14 protein-coding genes and 1 pseudogene are annotated in these 17,712 nt (G+C 44.7%); 6 read left to right on the top strand and 9 right to left on the bottom strand.

The annotated features are described in order from the left end of the window. Together IGQ44_10020 and trpD are read right to left on the bottom strand one after the other, a co-directional pair. Positions 1-189 (bottom strand): hypothetical protein (locus tag IGQ44_10020; protein HIK38309.1); only part of this gene is annotated, 189 nt, incomplete at its 3' end. A gap of 208 nt (positions 190-397) precedes the next feature. Beyond that, on the bottom strand, positions 398-1,468 hold the full coding sequence (gene trpD, locus IGQ44_10015) for an anthranilate phosphoribosyltransferase (protein ID HIK38308.1): 1,071 nt from the start codon (positions 1,466-1,468) through the stop codon (positions 398-400). A 161-nt stretch (positions 1,469-1,629) separates the two neighbouring features. Here trpD and IGQ44_10010 point away from each other — a divergent pair, with 161 nt between their 5' ends. Then, complete coding sequence (locus IGQ44_10010) at positions 1,630-3,186, top strand: tetratricopeptide repeat protein (protein HIK38307.1); 1,557 nt, start codon at positions 1,630-1,632, stop codon at positions 3,184-3,186. A gap of 9 nt (positions 3,187-3,195) precedes the next feature. On the opposite strand, the gene IGQ44_10005 is transcribed toward IGQ44_10010, so the two are convergent. The 3 genes from IGQ44_10005 to IGQ44_09995 all read right to left on the bottom strand — a co-directional run bounded on the left by IGQ44_10005 (position 3,196) and on the right by IGQ44_09995 (position 7,090). Beyond that, complete coding sequence (locus tag IGQ44_10005; protein HIK38306.1) at positions 3,196-4,695, bottom strand: serine/threonine protein kinase; 1,500 nt, start codon at positions 4,693-4,695, stop codon at positions 3,196-3,198. A 92-nt stretch (positions 4,696-4,787) separates the two neighbouring features. Next, positions 4,788-5,396 carry a hypothetical protein gene (locus IGQ44_10000; GenBank protein ID HIK38305.1) on the bottom strand — a complete coding sequence of 203 codons (609 nt, stop codon included), beginning with the start codon at positions 5,394-5,396 and terminating at the stop codon, positions 4,788-4,790. A gap of 122 nt (positions 5,397-5,518) precedes the next feature. Next, the gene (locus IGQ44_09995) at positions 5,519-7,090 is read right to left on the bottom strand and encodes a hypothetical protein (GenBank protein HIK38304.1); all 1,572 of its coding nucleotides are present in this window, start codon (positions 7,088-7,090) and stop codon (positions 5,519-5,521) included. A gap of 216 nt (positions 7,091-7,306) precedes the next feature. Between IGQ44_09995 and IGQ44_09990 the strand changes: the two genes are divergently transcribed. Both IGQ44_09990 and IGQ44_09985 read left to right on the top strand, forming a co-directional pair. Further along, entirely contained in the window at positions 7,307-8,938 is a 1,632-nt protein-coding gene (locus IGQ44_09990) for a hypothetical protein (GenBank protein ID HIK38303.1), read from the top strand. An 86-nt stretch (positions 8,939-9,024) separates the two neighbouring features. Beyond that, complete coding sequence (locus IGQ44_09985) at positions 9,025-10,554, top strand: ammonium transporter (GenBank protein ID HIK38302.1); 1,530 nt, start codon at positions 9,025-9,027, stop codon at positions 10,552-10,554. A 2-nt stretch (positions 10,555-10,556) separates the two neighbouring features. Here the strand turns inward: IGQ44_09985 and IGQ44_09980 are convergent, their stop codons facing one another. The 4 genes from IGQ44_09980 to IGQ44_09965 form a co-directional block, all read right to left on the bottom strand. Beyond that, the gene (locus tag IGQ44_09980; GenBank protein HIK38301.1) at positions 10,557-10,940 is read right to left on the bottom strand and encodes a DUF309 domain-containing protein; all 384 of its coding nucleotides are present in this window, start codon (positions 10,938-10,940) and stop codon (positions 10,557-10,559) included. Beyond that, a complete protein-coding gene (locus IGQ44_09975; protein HIK38300.1) occupies positions 10,937-11,833 on the bottom strand; it encodes a CoB--CoM heterodisulfide reductase iron-sulfur subunit B family protein in 897 nt (298 codons plus the stop codon). The genes IGQ44_09980 and IGQ44_09975 overlap by 4 nt, the downstream gene beginning before the upstream one ends. A gap of 55 nt (positions 11,834-11,888) precedes the next feature. Further along, entirely contained in the window at positions 11,889-12,137 is a 249-nt protein-coding gene (locus tag IGQ44_09970; GenBank protein ID HIK38299.1) for a hypothetical protein, read from the bottom strand. A 245-nt stretch (positions 12,138-12,382) separates the two neighbouring features. Then, entirely contained in the window at positions 12,383-12,577 is a 195-nt protein-coding gene (locus IGQ44_09965; protein HIK38298.1) for a hypothetical protein, read from the bottom strand. Positions 12,578-12,579: 2 nt separating this feature from the next. On the opposite strand from IGQ44_09965, the gene IGQ44_09960 reads away from it, so the two are divergent. The 3 genes and pseudogenes from IGQ44_09960 (at position 12,580) to IGQ44_09950 (ending at position 17,239) form a co-directional block, all read left to right on the top strand. Continuing rightward, on the top strand, positions 12,580-13,407 hold the full coding sequence (locus IGQ44_09960) for a sulfurtransferase (protein ID HIK38297.1): 828 nt from the start codon (positions 12,580-12,582) through the stop codon (positions 13,405-13,407). Positions 13,408-13,750: 343 nt separating this feature from the next. Next, on the top strand, positions 13,751-15,118 hold the full coding sequence (locus IGQ44_09955; protein HIK38296.1) for an HlyD family efflux transporter periplasmic adaptor subunit: 1,368 nt from the start codon (positions 13,751-13,753) through the stop codon (positions 15,116-15,118). After that, positions 15,027-17,239, top strand: a pseudogene (locus tag IGQ44_09950) (glycosyltransferase). The gene IGQ44_09955 and the pseudogene IGQ44_09950 overlap by 92 nt, the downstream one beginning before the upstream one ends. Positions 17,240-17,712: the final 473 nt, after the last annotated feature.

The following is a 17,712-nucleotide window of genomic DNA, read 5'->3' as shown; positions in this document are numbered from 1 at the left end:
GCCGACGCCCACTACCTTTATCTGTGCTACATTGCAAGCAAACATTTGATTGACTTCCATCTCTGGTAATTCTTCTTTTGGTTTTGTCTTTTTGACTACACCTGCCGGCAGATTGTGATTGGCTGGCTTACCCTTGGGTGTAGCCCCCAGGTGTTGAGCTAACATATTGTCCAAATCCCCTTCATTCATGGCACTCTTTAAAAAGGTGGCACTCTAGTTTCAGTATATAAAAATAAAACAAATGATATAGGATTCTTTAAAAAGTCCCCACTCCCTTTTTAGTCCCCTCAATTTCTTTATGGTGAGGAATTAGTAAATTTTAGTCAATTATACCGAGCTAGGTTATAATCCGGGGGTATCTTTTTTGAAAATCGAGGGGAAGTCCCTTTGTTAGTTTCTACACGGATGTCCCCCGATCGTAGAAATCCACCAATTCTGTGAGTTTGCGCCAAGCCTCCCCGCTGGCTAGAATTTCCAGGGACCGTTTAACCCCTTCATGATGATTACCAAGGGTTACAACTCCAGCTACTTGTAATCCCAAAGAAGCATTCAGTGCCACAACTTCAGTTTGTGCTTTTGTGCCTCTCCCCTGTAATACCCTAGTGAGGATTTCGGCATTCTCTTTCACATCTCCTCCCCTCAAGGCAGACAAGGGGGCCGACTCCAGCCCCAATTCCATGGGATTAATTATACCTCTTTCGATTTTCCCCTCTTCTACAAAGGCAACATCCGTCAAGTCCCCCAACCCCGCCTCGTCTAGTTTTTCTCTGCCGTAAACTACTATAGCCCTTTGCCGGGATAACAGTTTTAATGCCTCTGCCATTGGTTGTAGTAAAGAGCTGTCATACACTCCCAAAACCTGTCCAGTGGGGTATAATGGGTTCACTAAAGGACCTAGGAGGTTAAACACTGTTCTCACCTTTAACTCTTGGCGGATGGGGGCTACGGCCTTCATGGCCGGGTGCCACCCTGGGGCGAAGAGGAAAGTGATGCCCACTTCCTCGAGGGCGGCCCTAGCTACTTCTTGTGGCACGTTTAGCTTTATCCCCAGGTATTCTAACACATCTGCCGAACCCACTCTACTAGAGGCGGAACGATTACCATGTTTAGCTACTTTTGCCCCGGCGGCGGCACAGACGAAGGCCACTGCTGTGGATATATTGAAGGTGGAAGCCCCATCGCCTCCTGTGCCACAAGTGTCAATTACTGGGTATGGGTGGTGGATTGTATTTGACTGTTGCCCTGTTAGCCTGTCATCATCATAGACTTTTGTTAGTAAAACCCTTGCCATTGCTGCTAATTCCTCACCGGATACCCCCTTAGTCTGTAGCGCGATTAAGATGGCGCCAGACAGGGCGGGTGGTATTTGTGAATTTAACCATCCCCTCATTAGATTTTCTGCCTGAGACTGAGTCAGGGATTGTTTTTCTAATAGCTGTTTTAGTATTTCGGACCAATTTTGTGCCATTAATTACGTCCATTCACTCACTTAACCCCTCGCCCTATCCTACCACTGGCGTTCCTTTCCATCAACTGTTTTTTCGAGTACACAGTCATTCTCCCAGCACTTGGACTACAATAACCTTAACGGCGGCTGATGGGTGATAATCCTGGGAATTTGGGTTAAAAATGAACTGTTTTAGCCTATTACAACAACAGCAACAAGATTTTTGTCTCCGCCTGCAAAGGGGCAATTTGTTACATAAAGACAACAATTTTTCGGGGGTTTTCGGCGAAGTAGTGACATTTAAAAGTGACTTTATTCGGACTGCCATTCATGATTCCCACCTGGATACTGCCAAGATAGTTGACAAATTTAACTGTCATTCTGATTATGAGAAAGTCTTTACAGTTCTGTTCTATCAAAGATTGATTGTCGCCGCTGTTTTATCCTGTTTTAGTGACCTTTTACTGCCCGATTTTCGTCCTCACTCTCCCGCTGATTTTCAAAGAGTTGACGTTTTGATTAATAGATTTGTCCTTAAACAGAATCACAAAATCAGAGTGTATGTCAAAACTTTCCCGGGATATAATTACAACAATCCCCTTGCCGTATACCAGGATGAGTCTGAACAAAATCACATATTTATTTTCTGTTCAATTACCAAAAATTCAAGCGAGAAACCGGAACATTGTTCCTTGACATTCTTAGGATTCTTGCCTAGGAAAATTTTGACCAACAGATGGCATTTCCTGTGGCGCCATGATAAACAGGCATCTCAATTGAGTTTACGGCTAGAGGAGCTATTTTACATGGGGGGTTTCTCTTATTGTTTGAGTGATGTTGTCCGGGAAGAAAAATACCATCTTGAAGATTTAAGTCTTTTTATAAAGCGAGGCGAATACAGCAACGCTATTATTATGATAAACAGCCTGCTGGAAGGTCGAGAATTGGACGATTTTTTTAATGGCAAGGTGCAGGGTTACAAGTTTTTCTTTTTTAGGGCGCTGTGTTATTACAAATTGGGGAATTTTTTTCTGGCAACTCGTGATTGTTTAAGAAGCCTAGATTTGAATCCTTCCCACCATCTTACCTATCACTTGTTGGGAGTGATTTATCTTCAATCGGGAAAATACAAGGATGCCCTAGAATGTTTTAACAGGGAGATTGCTCTGACGGGCATAAATTTTTTTGCCTACTTTTACAGGGGTTTTATTAATGCTAAACTCAACAACTTAAACCAGTCTCTGGAGGATTATACCATTGCCATTCAGATAGACAATAGTTTCTTTCAGTCCTTTTATAATCGCGCCGGGGTTTATTATCGCCTAGGAGATAAATATAGTGCTATTGAGGACTACTTAAATGTTATCAAATTAAATCCCAATTTTTGTTCCGCTTATTACAATCTAGGGGTGATTTATCAGAAGTTAGGTCAGCATCAAAAGGCAATGGAATACTATAAGAAGGCATTAGACTTAAATCCTAATCATATTCCCAGCCATTACAATCTGGGTATTCTCCAGGCGGATTTGGGACTTTATAAACAGTGTTTGGCTACCTACGAAACCATCCTAAAAATTAATCCCAATTTTTGGCCAGCATTTTACAACAAAAAATATCTTGAATTTTTACTAAGCAAGGAGGGAAACATATTGGAAACAATAGGACCCTCATTAGATCAAGAGGGGAATGCGGATACAGCTAAACTCATCAAGATAATAGAAGGAAAGCTGGGGGAGTAGAAATTATAATCAGCCGTAAACTTCCAGAGTGTTAGTTTTTTCCAGTTCCGTGACAATTTTCGGTTTTAATAGTTCCAAATCCTGTTTAAGTTTTCGCTTGCTAAAAATAGCTTCATCATGGTGCTTTACGGCTATCATGCTGCTAACTGACATCCATTGTTTAAGATTAGTCCTTTGTTTCAGAAGCACCTTAAATGGTAAAACATGTTGACAACTGTGGGGAGGTTCCAAAGAAAATAAAAGGACAAAATACTCCTTTGATTCTAGCAAAGCCTCAATCATCTGTTGGCCGACTTTTGTTTTTAAATCGATATAACAGGGTAGCCAACGGGGGCCATCTTTAGGACTATAAAGTGCGGTTACCCATAAGATCATTGGATGGGGATAACTTTGAAAAAGAAATTGACTGTAACGTATGTTATTTTTACGTCTTTCAATATCCTCTGTCTCTAACATGGCACAGACAGTAGGAAGGGGCCTATCCTCATATGCAACTAGACGGGGAAAAACGATTTTTTGTTTTGGCATAGTATTAGGCCAGGTGTTAGATAATAGGAATTGATCCCGAGACTGGATTTTGAAAAGGGTGCCTTTGGTGTCGCGGGAAGAGGATTTGGATTTATTGGCCTGTAATTTACGAGCAATGGATTCTAGTTTTTGGATAATTTCACCTGCGTTTTGTGGTCTATTTTCTGGTGCCTTTTCTAAGCATTTTAGCACTAAATCTTCTAGCTCGGAGGGTATATTTAAATGACGGGGGAAGGGGTTGGGTTTTCTGGTGGTATGAGCCTTGTACCATTCTGCAGGAGAATCTATCTCTAAATCCCAAGGGTATTTTTTAGTAAGCAGTCTGTACATAATCATCCCCAGACTGTAAATATCGGAGCGATTGTCCAACCTTTTTCCCTCTAATTGTTCGGGAGAGGAATATCTGGGGGTGCCCATAAATTCTGTTTGTTTTTCATTCCCTTCTTTTAGTATTTTTGCTACTCCAAAATCCAGTATTTTAATTAGCTGTTTTCCTGTTTTTGTTTCTACGACAAAAATGTTACTGGGTTTAAGGTCTCGGTGAATGATGGGACAAATTTGACCCTCAAAAAAAATACCATTGTGGGCGGTTTCCATTGCCCTACAGATTTGACAGACAAAGTCTATAAATTGTTCAAGGGTAATATCATGTACATCGATATAATCATCCAGATTTTCCCCCTCTAGCAATTCCATCACATAAAAAGGCACTTTTTTCTCGTCAATGCCGTAGTCAGTTACCCTGACGATATTTTCACTTCTCTCAGACAAAAGAGCACAAATGGTAGCCTCTTTTTGGAATTGTTTTAGCATTTTCATGTCGTCCAGGGCACGAGAAAATACTTTAACAGCCACATTTTGGTTTTTACAGGCCAAATCCTGAGCCTTATAGACAGTGCCCATGCCACCGACACCGATTTTTTCCTTTATGAGGTATCTTTGTACTAATATGTCCCCCCTAGATAATTCGCCCTGATTCATAGGTCTACAGTAGTAGTTGAGAACTATTATATTTATTTTTCCACCGCGGAGAGGATTCATAACAAAAAGGGGGGGCGGTGGGGGTTTTGTGTTCATTTTAAAAGCAATTCTAGTCCCACAGTCACCTGGGAATCAGCCTGTTTGATGGAGTTTTGCCAACTGATGCCACTGAAAAGCCGCATACTCTTGGTGATGGCATAACCGGCAGTAATTTCCGTCATGCCTACTTCTTGACTACTAGTAGGGGAAAGAAAACTCTGAGTCACCGAGATGTCGCTGCCACCACCCGGAGATAGGGCCAATTTGAGTTTAACCCCTAAATTTAAACCTCCCGTGGCATAGTCGCCGGTTTTGATGTATTTATAGCCTACTATTGGTGCTACATTTACATAGTCTCCTAGGGGGAGTAGATAATATTGGAGACTACCCCCTGCTGTTTGTCGTTTTTGTTTTCTGTTGGCACCGTCAAAATTCCGACTGTATTGGGCATTCACAGTAAGGGGGGTGTTGGCAATAAACAAGTCTTCCAAGGCAAAAGAAAAACCACCAGCGTGGTGGGAAGAGGGAAATTGGCTATAACCGAGGCGCAAGAGGGTGGAAAAACTGGGTTTGTGGCGAATTTCCCCGGCTACGTCGGGGATTTCCTTGAGCCATTTTTGAATCACGGGGCTATTTTCTATAATATCCCGGGGCAAATCCAATTCTTCTGCGGCATCCGAAGGGGCTTTTTGCCCGTCTGCCCACACTGTGGGTTGTGGCAGAAAACAGACAAAAAAAACAAGAAGTAAACAGTTGAGAGTCTTCACTGTGGTTTGATGGTGGACTATAGTGTAGCTTCTATTTCCCTCAACAGTTGCACCACCTCAGTGGGAGGCTTGGTGTGGGCAACAGATTCTCTAATTCCCTGTAAACAAACCTGCAGGGAGGGGATATTTTCTTCTAGTAGGCTTACTGCCGCTTCTGCCCTAATCACCTCTTCATATACTTGTCGCCATTGTACTTCCATCTCTTCCTGCTGTTGTTGAACCTGTTTGTATAGTTGTTGTTGTTTATTGTATTCTGCCTCCAAGTTAGCCTTGGCCTCCCTAAGGGAGGCCAATTCGGCGGCTATTTGTTCTCTTTTTTGGCAAAGGATTTCTTTTTGTACTTCTACTTCTTCCTTCAATGGCCTCAGACTAATAGTTTCCCTGAAGTCCACCTCCACAATCCCCTTACGACGACTGAGGATTTTCAGGTGTTCGTTGAGGATTCTTTGTTGTTTGCGTAGATTTTTCCTTTGTCCTACCAATGTCTCATTTAGCATCTTCAGTGATTCCTGGGCGTCTGCCAGTTCCTCCTCTAGGGAAGGGCGTTCTCTTTCTGTCGCTACCGCCAGTTTCTTTCGTATTTCCCTAACCTCCTCTGCCTGTAAGGACAACTCCTCTTCTTGCATATTGACAAACTCCACCAGTTTATCAGTTTCTTGTTTGAGGTTATTAAACCTTTCTTCCAAGTCCACAATTGGCATGTTTTCCAACTCTTGACAGTCCACACTAGTTTGCTCCTCGTCCATCAGATAGACAATATCCTGTCTTAGGTTTTCCAGTACTTCCAATGCATTAACTACATATTTCAGAGCCTCTTCTTTTTCTGTCAAGGCCTGTTGTTGTAACTGCAGACTGAGGAGGGCTTGTTGGAGTTTTTGCTGTATTTCTGTGGTTTCTGCCTTTTTTTGCGCCAATTCTTTTTCTTTTGTGGCCAACTGCTCTTGTTTTTCTGCCAGTGTTGCTTTTTCCTGTGACAGTCTTTGTTGTAGTTTTTCCAGTATTGCTGTTTGTGTTTCTATGGCCGCAAGAGCCTGGGATTGTAGTTCTTCCCTGTAGCTGCCCTCCTGTACTTTTGTGATGAGGGCTCTTAACTTGGCCTTGTTTTCGTTGTTTTTTGCCTGCTGTTGTCTAAGTTGTTCCCAGGCACCACTGAGTTTTTCCTTTTCCTCCTCCAGACGGGCCAATTCTTCTTTTTGCTGCTGTATTATCTGTTGTTCCAGGTCGAGTTCGGCCTGACGCCGGGCTATTTCTTCTCCTTGTATTCTAAGTGAATTTTTCCATGCTTCTATCTCCTCTTCTTGGGCCTTTGTCTTTTCCAACACTCGGGAGAAGTGACGCAGATAGTTGACAATCCTTTGTCCCGCCAATTCAGGCTGAGACAGGAGTTGTTTCTGGGCATCCAGGTTGAGGACATAGAGGGCCCCCTTTGTCGTCGGTTCGTTGATGGCCTCTGTTACGACCACTTCTTCCCCGCCTATGGTATTCCATGTTTGTTCTGCTGTTTGGGCCGCCAGCAGTCTCAACTCCGTTTTGTATGCCCCTGTTACAAAGCTTCTTGTTTGTCCTTTTACTTCTGCTAGATATAACACAAATCCCTATTCCTGCTCCCTATTGGTTTACACAGTAGCTCTAACAATAGATGATAATATTTCCGTGGCCAATTTTGCTACCATGACCCTTTCATTTTTTATCCGTGTCTCCTAGTAATATCATTTTCTTGTTTTCGTAGACAATTCTCTCCCCCCGATTATATCATTTTAACAACAATATTGTTGCTCTGGAACTAGAGTAATCTCATATATTTTATGCTACTCAAAACCGCCTCTGGACTAGGTATTACTGCCGACGAGCTTGCCCGAGAGATTAGTGAGGTTGCGGCTCAATTTGTTAAATTTAATTTCTCCTGTGAAATCCTTGAGGAAAATAACTGCAATGTCCTCTTTATTTCTCTTTATGAATACCATCAGGAAGATTTACCAACCATCGTGGATTTGATTGTCCAAGTCATCAGGAGACGTCAAATATTAGACAATTTTATTATCCGAGATTTTCACCGCCCTGATCTGGTATATTTCTACAGCTTCGAGGAAGATAATCGCCGTTTGTTTAGCAGTAGTAACTATTCTAAAAAAAAAGACTATGTCTTTTCCATAAAATTAGAAAACTTTTCGGGAATCTTAGTCTTTACTTTGGGGTTGTTCAGTTTGTTGACCGTAGGAATCAGTTACTATTTTACTCGCCCCTGTGTTTTAGGAGACTGTGCTTTAATAGAGGAAACTGATATAGACTTCCTACTGAACCGGGTTAACAACAAGGAATTTTCTCGGGAAGAAATTGAAACTTTGAAAAGGGAAATAGTGGCGCGGATTAAATATTTACAAGCTATACCTCCCTGGTCAAGATATCATGGCAAAGCGGAAAAAATTATTGGAAAATACCGGAGTTATATAGAAAGTTTGGAACTGTTTGAAAAGGCAAATCTTTCAGCGAATTATGCCAGAAACATGACCTTAAATCCTCCCCTTTCTTTGACTGAATGGAAAAGTGTTCAACAGTATTGGCAACAGGCAGTGGATTATCTGAATCAGATAGACATACCCCAGCTTCAGGAAGTCAAAAACAGAAAAATTGCTGAATGCCAAAAACAATTGGAATTGGTAGAAACGCAAATAGACGCGGAGGAAAAGGCAGAAAAAACCCTTGCCACCGCAAAAAAATTGGCGTCTGAAGCAGAGGCTTTACAGGGGAATGTGGATAATTTGCTAAAACTGAAAAAGTTGGAGTCGAAATGGAAAAGGGCTATCGCTCATCTGCAGTCAATCCCACTCAACACAAGTGCTTCTCGAGAAGGAAATGAGCTTTTCTCAGATTATCAGCAAAAATTAAAAGGAGTTCAGGCAATAATAAGAAGGGAAGAATCTGCCCAAAATTATAAAAAAATGGTCGAACAAAAAAGCAAACTAGCTAAAAAATCAGAAACAGAAAATCAATGGAGTCAAGCTGTTAAATACTGGCAAGATGCCCTTGCTATCAGCGAAAAAATCCCAGCAGAGAGCTGGGAAAAACAGGCAATTCAGGCTTGGAAAAAAGAGGCAGAAAAACAGTTACAAAAGGCTAGGAGCCAGCTCAAAATTGCCGTCACAAGGGAAGAAATTAAAAGAGAACTGCACACAATTTGTCAGGGCACGGAGAATATTTGTCAATACTTAGTGGAAAATAATTACGTGAAAATCTATCTGACCCCGGAGTACCTGAAAAAAATAAGTAGCCTCTCGGAAATGGGAGGTATGATGGGAAACGGCCTCCAGGACAGTAGGATAATTAATCATATAAATCAGGTGGAAAAAAACTATCAGTACATTAGTGCAAAATATGGGGTTTATGTGGAGGTATATAATCCACAACAGGAGTTGATTATGATTTATAGCCCCCCTTAGTTAAGTCTTAAAATTTGTAAAATTTGATGCCATTGCTAAAACTATAACCCTATATAATCCCCACAGAAAATAGTAGGTGGGGACAGATGTGGGAAAGACGAACAAGAAGGAAAATCGCGGCGGCGGCGAGGAAAATAAAAAACAATACTAGTATTCAAGGTTGTATTTTGCTGAGTGCTATTTTGATTTTGTTTTCCGGCTATGGAGTTTACGCCCAAGAAAATGGAATAGCCACGGGAACAGTCGCAAGGGAGTTAAAGATAGGTTTAGATACCCTGTGGGTGGTGCTGGCCTCGGTTTTGGTAATAAGCATGAATGCCGGTTTTGCCATGCTGGAAACCGGCTTTTGTCGCAGTAAAAATGCAGTTAATTTGTTGTCAAAAAACCTCATTGTATTTGGCATTACCACCCTCGCTTTTTGGTCCATTGGTTTTGCCCTGATGTTCGGCGATGGCAATGACTTTATAGGCAGTCAGGGTTTTTTCCTCAAAGGTGCAGACAATAGCCCCGCCACGGGCAGTGACTATGAAGGGGTATATACTGCTTTGAGTTGGACGGGAGTTCCCCTAGCGGCCAAGTTTTTGTTTCAAGTGGCTTTTGCCGGCACAGCGGCTACCATCGTTTCGGGAGCGGTGGCAGAAAGGATTAAATTCATTGACTTTCTCTGGTTTAGCTTCTTATTGACGGCCTTCGCCTATCCCCTGGTGGGACACTGGGCATGGGGCGGTGGCTGGTTGGACAAAATGGGCTTTTTGGACTTTGCTGGCTCTACCGTAGTACATTCTGTGGGAGGATGGTGTGCTCTCACCGGAGCCATATTACTAGGCCCAAGACTAGGTAAGTATTCCAGTAATGGCAGTATTACTCCACTGCCCGGACACAATTTAAGTATTGCCACCCTGGGCTGTTTTATCCTCTGGATAGGCTGGTTTGGCTTCAACAGTGGTTCCACCATGGAGGTGAATGAGCATATAGCCCGTATTGCTTTGACCACAAACCTTTCGGCTGCCTCTGGGGGCCTGGCCGGTACAATTACCAGTTGGATTCTGGCAGGAAAACCTGACTTGTCCCTTACCATCAACGGCGTTTTATCAGGACTGGTGGCCATTACTGCCGGCTGTGCTATGGTATCCTACGGTAATGCCATCACCATTGGCACTATTGCCGGGATTCTTGTAGTTGTCTCTGTATATATTTTTGAATTACTAAAAATAGACGACCCGGTGGGTGCCATTTCGGTTCACCTGGTGAATGGCATTTGGGGCACTTTGGCTGTGGGACTGTTTGCTGACGGCGAAATTTACGGTGACAAGACAGTAAATGGTTTTTTCTCCAGTGGGGACTTCAAATTGTTGGGGATTCAATTTTTGGGAGTCGTAGCCGTCGGCGTCACTATGATTGTATTGAGTACCCTGTTCTGGTCTGTTTTGAGGCTCCTGTTTGGGCTAAGAGTGCCCCCCGAGGAGGAGTATGTGGGTCTAGATATTGGCGAACACGGCATGGAGGCCTATGCTGGCTTCTTTGACTTTCAACAGCAGCCTCCTTCGGAAGAATTGCAATCTTCTTCAAAAGACTGGCAATCCCAACAACCCCCCACAAAAGCCAATGACAGTTAGTCCTACTGGTTGACAAGACGGATGGTGGGCAGACGGAGGTTATCTTTCCCTTTTTGCTGTCCGTCTGCTACCCGCCCATCCCCCTGAGACATATTCTGTAAGGCCATCAATAGTTCGCAACTTTGTCTCACCAACTCGTCTACGGCTATTTGCATGTATTCTGGTTCATATTCCCTTAGTTTTCTTGTCCCCTCCCCCAACAGCATCACCGCACCGCGCCAATTATTTCTATTGAGGTGGTAACAGGCTACTGCAATTTGCAGGATTCCCTGATAGAATGTCTTATCTGGTTCCACAGCCTCCATCCAAATAGCCTCCAACGTGTCATGGCATTGGTAGTATTTCCCCTGATTAAATTCTTCTATTGCCCTTTCTAGTGGTGTCATGATAGCCCTAGTTTTTTCAACACTCCCCTGGTAGAAACAACGTGATTATACAATCCCAGTTTCCGCGGCGATATCCCCAATGCTAAGCCTACTAGTTGGGGCAGGTGGAGAATGGGTAAATTGATTTTCCTTCCTAAAACCCGGGCTATTTCCGGCTGCCGAGAGTCCAAATTCAGATGACATAGGGGACAAGGGGTTACAATACAGTCGGCGCCGTTGGCCATCGCCTCCAACAGATGCTTCCCTGCCATTTGAAAGGACTGTTGGCTGGCATAACTGGAAATGGGCCACCCACAACATTTGATTCTCCCCTCGTAGTAAACAGCAGTAGCCCCCACTGTGGTAAAAATCCTTTCTAAGGACTGGGGATTCCAGGGGCTATCAAAGGGAAGATGTTTTTGTGCCCTTAACAGGTAACATCCATAAAAGGCGGCACATCTCAACCCCGCCAGCGGTTTAACCACCTTTCCCTTTAACGCCTCTAAACCATAATCTCCAATTAAGGCCCACAACAAATGCGTTACCCTTGTAATCCCCCGGTATGGATGACAGTTTTCCTTCTCCAGCAGCTGGTTGATTTTGGCCAGATACTCAGGATTGTTTTCCTTTGCCTCTTTTAGTCTCTCGTCCACACTGCCAATTACCCCCTGACAGGTGCTACAGTGGGTTAAAAGGGGAAGGCCCTCTTCCTCCGCCAGGGCTATGTTGCGGGCATTCACTGCATCCTCTAATAGCTGTGAATCCTCTTTGTAAGTGCCAGAACCACAACAGGAGGCCTTTTTCAGTTCCACTAGTTCAATCCCTAAAACCTCGCTAATGGCTAGGGTGGACTGGTGTAATTCCCTACAGGCGCCTTGAGCAACACAGCCCGGAAAATAGGCATAACGGAGCATAAACTGCTGGGACTATGGTTATGGGCCAATTGTATCACACAATGGTGGAGCAAAATCAAGTTTCAGATTCTATTTGGCTGATGGGAATGAAGTTTTCCCACGGCAGCAAAATAGGACGTTTAGTAAACAGCAGCTGCCCTCGGTAAGTTTTCCTGTCAATGGCCACCCCTATAGGAGGTTTTGGTAGTTTTACGTGGAAGTAACAGTAGGTGTGATATATCTCCCTAGCAGCCTTGAGTAAACCCGGATCCACTAACTCGGACATTTCCTTGCCCCTTGTGGGATTCTCTCCACTGGTGCCCATCCTTCTCCTCCACAGACCCTCTTTTAGTATCATAATACCCTATTCCACACCATAGGGGGATGGGATGTGGGGGTTAGGGTATAGGGAGTAGGATGTAGGGGATATGAAGTTACTAACTCTCTCTATCCTCTTTTTCTCGGGTTAAAAGGGGAGCCGTCGAGCAACCATATGAGAGAATTTTACAGTTGAGCCACCTTCCTTGGACAAGACTACAATAGATAGGGGGTATTCGCCCTCTGCACCCCCTACCCCTCCTCTTCCTCTTTCTGGCTTAGTCTTTTTTTATCCCACTGCTGGTAATCTCTGACAAATAGTTCAAATCCTTGAAAACAACGGCTTTCTCCCTCGCTCTCTTTCCCCTCCCCCCCTTTCGCGCCTATGTCCATATGTTTTACCCTTGAAGTTGTATTTCTCTGATTTTCCTCCCAATTCCCTTCCACATATGACTCCTATCCAGACTGTTGTTTCCCCCCAGTGGCTTAGAGACAATTTACAATCCCCCCTGGTAAAGATAATCGACTGTCGTTTTCGCCTAGAAGATAGTCTTTGGGGGTATCAACAATATCTAGCCAGTCATGTCCAAAATGCCTACTATCTAGACTTAAACAAAGACCTTTCCAGTCCACCACAGGCCCATGGTGGCAGACACCCCCTCCCCAATCCCTACATCCTGGCACAAAAATTAGAACAAATAGGCATTTTTAAAAATCTGACTACTGTTGTGGTTTACGACGACTCTCGTTTCGCCTTTGCCTCTCGTCTGTGGTGGTTACTGCGATATCTAGGCCATGACAAGGTGTTTATCCTGGATGGCGGTTGGCAACAGTGGCAGTCACACCACTACCCCGTCACCAGTGACATCCCTCCCCCCGGTCAAGGACATTTCCCGGTAACAGTCAACTCCCACTGGGTGGTGGACATCCATTATGTCAAACAACGGCTTAATTCCCCCAATGCGGTAATTGTCGATGCCCGTAGCCCCTCCCGTTATCTTGGCCAAGAGGAACCCATTGACCCTGTCGCTGGCTCCATCCCCGGTGCTAAAAATATATTCTGGCAACAAGTCACTACCGATACCGGTTTCTTAAAATCTACACAGGAACTACAATCCCTCTGGCAACCCTATTTAGACGCCCAGGAGATTATTGTCTACTGTGGTTCTGGTGTCACCGCCTGTGTTAATCTCATGTCCCTTGCTGCCATTGGTGTCCACCACGGCAAATTGTACCCCGGCGGCTGGAGTGATTGGTGTTCCTATTTATCTCCCTAATTCTATTTAAGTATTTATACTTAAAACAGCAATTGTAACAGTAAAAAACAAGAAAAAATAATTACCATCTCATAGCTGCAAAAAAATATTAAGTGTATTCAGGGACAGAATTCTTTTGTGCCAAAAAAATCTTTAACAACTCTTTAATGAATCTTTAATGAAAATGAAAAAAAGAAAACCCTACCGCCCAAAAGACCAGTCTAAAATGGAAACAAAAACTGAAAACCATTAATAGCCTCCCTTATGTCCCTCTTTTTCCCCCGGTGAGTCTTTAAGCCAATTTACAATGATTCACAAAAATTCACCCGGGCACAAAAGTGGATAGGATGCTGTTTCCACCCCTATGGATACCCGAGTCACAAAAAAGGAATTTCAACAACAACCGCAAGTTGACTCCGGCGAAAGGGGTAAGGCCATCAGGAGGGCCATGTTTAAAGCCCTCCGAGTCGCCTTCGGTTTGGCCTTAATAGGGGTGGCGGGTTATCTACTCTGGAATAGGCAACGCTATGTGGTAAGCAGGGTAGGCTATCTTAACGGCGCAGTAATTGACATGTATGCTACCATCACCGGCACCCTCACACTTAAAGACTTACGTCCAGGAGATGCCCTCAAAAAGGGCGAGGTGGTGGGCGAAATCCGCAACGAACGAAATCCCCAACTAGAAACAGATCGCCAAAATCTGGAAACCCGACTCGCCGTGGCATTGGCAAGAAAAAAAAGCCTCACCCGTAAACTGGCTAACCGTATACAACTGATCAACCAATTCAAAGACTATAAGGAAAATCAAATCAATCTGGAGGTCAAGTATTTTGAAAGTGTCGTAGAAGCCACCCTCGCCCAACTAAAAGAGGCAGAAGAAGCCCTGGCCTTTGCTAAACTGGAGGCAGACCGTTATAGTTTCCTGGCAAGAGAAGGGGTAGTGGCACAAAATGTGGCCGATGCCGCCATAACTAAAGCTGAACAGGCTGCAAAGGTTGTGGAAAACAAAAAGGCAGAATTGCGTCGTCAACAGGCCGCCCTCGAAGCTGTCCGCAAAGGACTACAATTAGACTCCGCCCGTAATTTCAGTTTCCCCCAAATTCGTCTTTTAGACTTGGAAGTGGAAAAGAAGGAAATAGAAGCTGAATTGTTAGAAAATGAAACTACCATCACCCAGTTGCGTAGGGAAATAGAAATCATCAACAGACAACTGGCTTTACAACGAAGTGCCCAACTAAAAGCCCCTAATGATACTGTAGTTTGGTCTGTAATACACAAAACAGGACCTCTGGGTATCCCAATATCCGCAGGTGACCCGGTACTCAAGTTACTGGACTGTAAAGATGTTTGGGCCACCGGCCTCGTGTCAGAAAGAGCTAATGCTAAACTCTATATTGGACAACCCGCCAGGGTCAGACTTTTAGATGGAACTGGTAGGGAAATAAAAGGCACTGTGAGAGCTATTCGCGGTGGCGTCGGCAAAGTACAAGTGGGGGAAAATGTGGCAGTCCCACCCCCCGACTTGGTACGTAACGAACTAGCAGTGGACGTCACCCTCCAACAATTGCCCTCGGATTTGACCGCCGGTAATTTCTGTGGTGTTGGCCAAAGTGTAGAGATAGTCCTCGAAGTGGAGAGCAATGACAACACGTCGCATTGGCTGGGATGGCTGGATTCTCTTGGCCGGAATAACCTCCATCACCGTCGTGGCGGTGTGGGAGCTTCTCCCTGAGTTACCCCACCTTCTCCCCCTTTTGGACTGGCACAATCTAATCCCCAATTTGGTCGGCCTTTGGCGTCAGGGAAGGGTACTATTCATGACTCCCGGCACTAGTCTAGAAGCTCTTCTCCTGCCTGCTATCGTCTGGCTGACCATGACCTTCGTGGTAAAAGAGTTGTGGCCAAAACCCAACTTCTTGTCTAGACTTATTGTTAGTAGTGGTCTTGCACTCTTTGGTATTCGCTATTGGCTGTGGCGACTCTTCAACAGTCTTAACCTAGAAGATTTCCTTAACGGCACTGTATCTGTAGTTTTTTTTTGGCCGAATCCCTCAACCTCTTCAACTCCATCGCCTTCTTCTTCCACACCATCTTCTCCATAGATCGTAGTCCAGAAGCAGACCGTCTCAGTCAAGCCGTTGTCCAAGGCAAATACCTCCCCTGGGTAGATGTCATCATCCCCACCTACAACGAGGGAGTAGACATCCTCCGCCGCACTGTCATCGGCTGTCAGGCTATGGACTACCCCCACAAGAAAATATATCTCCTTGATGACACCCGTCGTCCCGAAGTTAGGGCATTAGCCGCTGAATTGGGCTGTGAATACCGCGATCGCCCTGACAACCGTCACGCTAAAGCCGGCAATATCAACCACGCCCTCCCCACCCTCACCGGGGAATTGATTGCCGTCTTCGATGCCGATTTTGTCCCCTGTCGTAACTTCCTTACCAGAACTGTGGGCTTTTTTCAAGACCCCAAAACAGCCCTGGTACAAACCCCCCAACACTTCTTTAACGAAGATCCTATCACCGTTAACCTAGGACTACAAGGAACTGTTAACAACGAGCAAACCCTCTTCTTCCGCTTCATCCAACCTAGCCGCGACTTCTTCGATGCCGTAGTATGCTGTGGCACTTGTTTCGTAATCCGTCGTTCCGCCCTCGATGAAATTGGCGGTATCCCCACCGAGAGCATTACAGAAGACTATTTTACCAGTCTTAGACTGCAAACCCTCGGTTACCGTGTTAAATACCTTAATGAAGCCCTCGCCGCCGGCTTGTCCCCAGAAAACATCAGTGCCTATATCAACCAAAGACTACGCTGGTGTCAAGGAACACTACAAATGCTCTTCCTCAAGGGCAACTTCCTCACCGCACCTAACCTCAGTCTCCCACAACGCTTCTCGCACTCCCTCTCTATAGTCTACTGGTTACTGTCTATCCCCAGAGTCCTCTTTCTCCTTATCCCCCTGGCTTACCTCCTCTTCGGCCTAGCACCTTTGAAAGCTACAGTCAACGAGGTTATCTACTTCTATTTACCCTACTACATAGGTAATATAATGACCTTCTCCTGGCTCACAGAAGGACTACGCTCCGCTTTCTGGTCTGATGTCTATGAGACTGTTATCTGCCTCCCCATGGCAGCCACCGTCATCAACACTCTATGGCGTCCTAAGGGTAAACGCTTCAAGGTAACCCCCAAGGGCATTATAGACCCCCATAAAATCCATGTCAATTGGTTCCTGGTACGCCCCTTCCTCATAATCGCCATCCTTACCATTGTAGGACTAATCTGGCGTACCTCCCCCCTTCAAGACACCATCGTCAACCCCGATAGCCTCATTATTAACATGATGTGGTCCAGTTATAATCTCATCCTCATGGCAATGTGCATCCTCGCCTCTATAGACGTGCCCCAGCGACGACATACCCGTTTCCCCCGCCGCGAATATTGTCAACTATTCCTCGACGAGTACCAATACTCAGGATATACACTTGATATATCAGAAGGTGGCGCCCGTATTTTCCTATACCCCCACTGCAATTATCTCCCACCCCATCTGCCAAAGGGGTTAAAAGGCCAAATCCATTTTACCGGGCTGGCCAGTGAATTGGCTGGACTTACTATTGACGTGGAACTAGAATGGTATAGAGGCGGCAGAAACAGTCCCACTGGCGAAGTCCAAGTGGGCCTCCGATTTGTCAACCTCTCTATCCCCATCCTCCGACGACTTATCCCCTATCTCTATTGTCAACCAGGACAATGGGACGAAGTCAAAGCCCCAGAAATAAAAACCGCCTGGGCCTTCTTCCAGTCTATCTTCCGCCTATACCCCCTCACAGAAACTCGCTAATATCCCCCCACTCCCACTATTAAATTTTCTTCATCATCCTTTATTTATTTCTTAATTTTCTTTCCGTTGAGCAGAAATATTTTTATTAGTTAATATATAGTTAACCCCCTTTGTTCTCCAGCGAGACAAGGGGGGAGCCTACCTTTATCTCTAGTTCATATTTTAATCTATCTTCCTATTTTTTACTATCAAATAAATTCTATTTATATATATGCGTAACTGGGACACAAATAACCAAGATTTAAACTGGGAAAGGAATTATTCCGAAAAGCTACGGCCGTACCATTATAACCCCTCCCCGCGGGCCCATAATGAACCACCCCACATTCAAACCTATGGCCATAAAACTATACATCCCCCTAAATCCCACTCCCCCAATTCCAACCCCCACCAAGATAAGCCCCACTACCAACCCAAACACTACTCCCACCATAACCCCCACAGTCACCCCCATAAACCCCTCGCCCCCCGTC

This window comes from Geminocystis sp. M7585_C2015_104 (genome assembly GCA_015295805.1).
GTDB lineage: Bacteria > Cyanobacteriota > Cyanobacteriia > Cyanobacteriales > Cyanobacteriaceae > DVEF01.
This window is presented reverse-complemented; position numbering and strand designations above follow the sequence as displayed.

Bases quoted from the DNA above. Each gene is read 5' to 3' on its own strand.
- trpD (HIK38308.1), bottom strand. From the start codon at position 1,468: ATGGCACAAAATTGGTCCGAAATACTAAAACAGCTATTAGAAAAACAA.
- IGQ44_10010 (HIK38307.1), top strand. From the start codon at position 1,630: ATGAACTGTTTTAGCCTATTACAACAACAGCAACAAGATTTTTGTCTC.
- IGQ44_10005 (HIK38306.1), bottom strand. From the start codon at position 4,695: ATGAATCAGGGCGAATTATCTAGGGGGGACATATTAGTACAAAGATAC.
- IGQ44_09990 (HIK38303.1), top strand. From the start codon at position 7,307: ATGCTACTCAAAACCGCCTCTGGACTAGGTATTACTGCCGACGAGCTT.
- IGQ44_09985 (HIK38302.1), top strand. From the start codon at position 9,025: ATGTGGGAAAGACGAACAAGAAGGAAAATCGCGGCGGCGGCGAGGAAA.
- IGQ44_09980 (HIK38301.1), bottom strand. From the start codon at position 10,940: ATGACACCACTAGAAAGGGCAATAGAAGAATTTAATCAGGGGAAATAC.
- IGQ44_09975 (HIK38300.1), bottom strand. From the start codon at position 11,833: ATGCTCCGTTATGCCTATTTTCCGGGCTGTGTTGCTCAAGGCGCCTGT.
- IGQ44_09970 (HIK38299.1), bottom strand. From the start codon at position 12,137: ATGGGCACCAGTGGAGAGAATCCCACAAGGGGCAAGGAAATGTCCGAG.
- IGQ44_09960 (HIK38297.1), top strand. From the start codon at position 12,580: ATGACTCCTATCCAGACTGTTGTTTCCCCCCAGTGGCTTAGAGACAAT.
- IGQ44_09955 (HIK38296.1), top strand. From the start codon at position 13,751: ATGGATACCCGAGTCACAAAAAAGGAATTTCAACAACAACCGCAAGTT.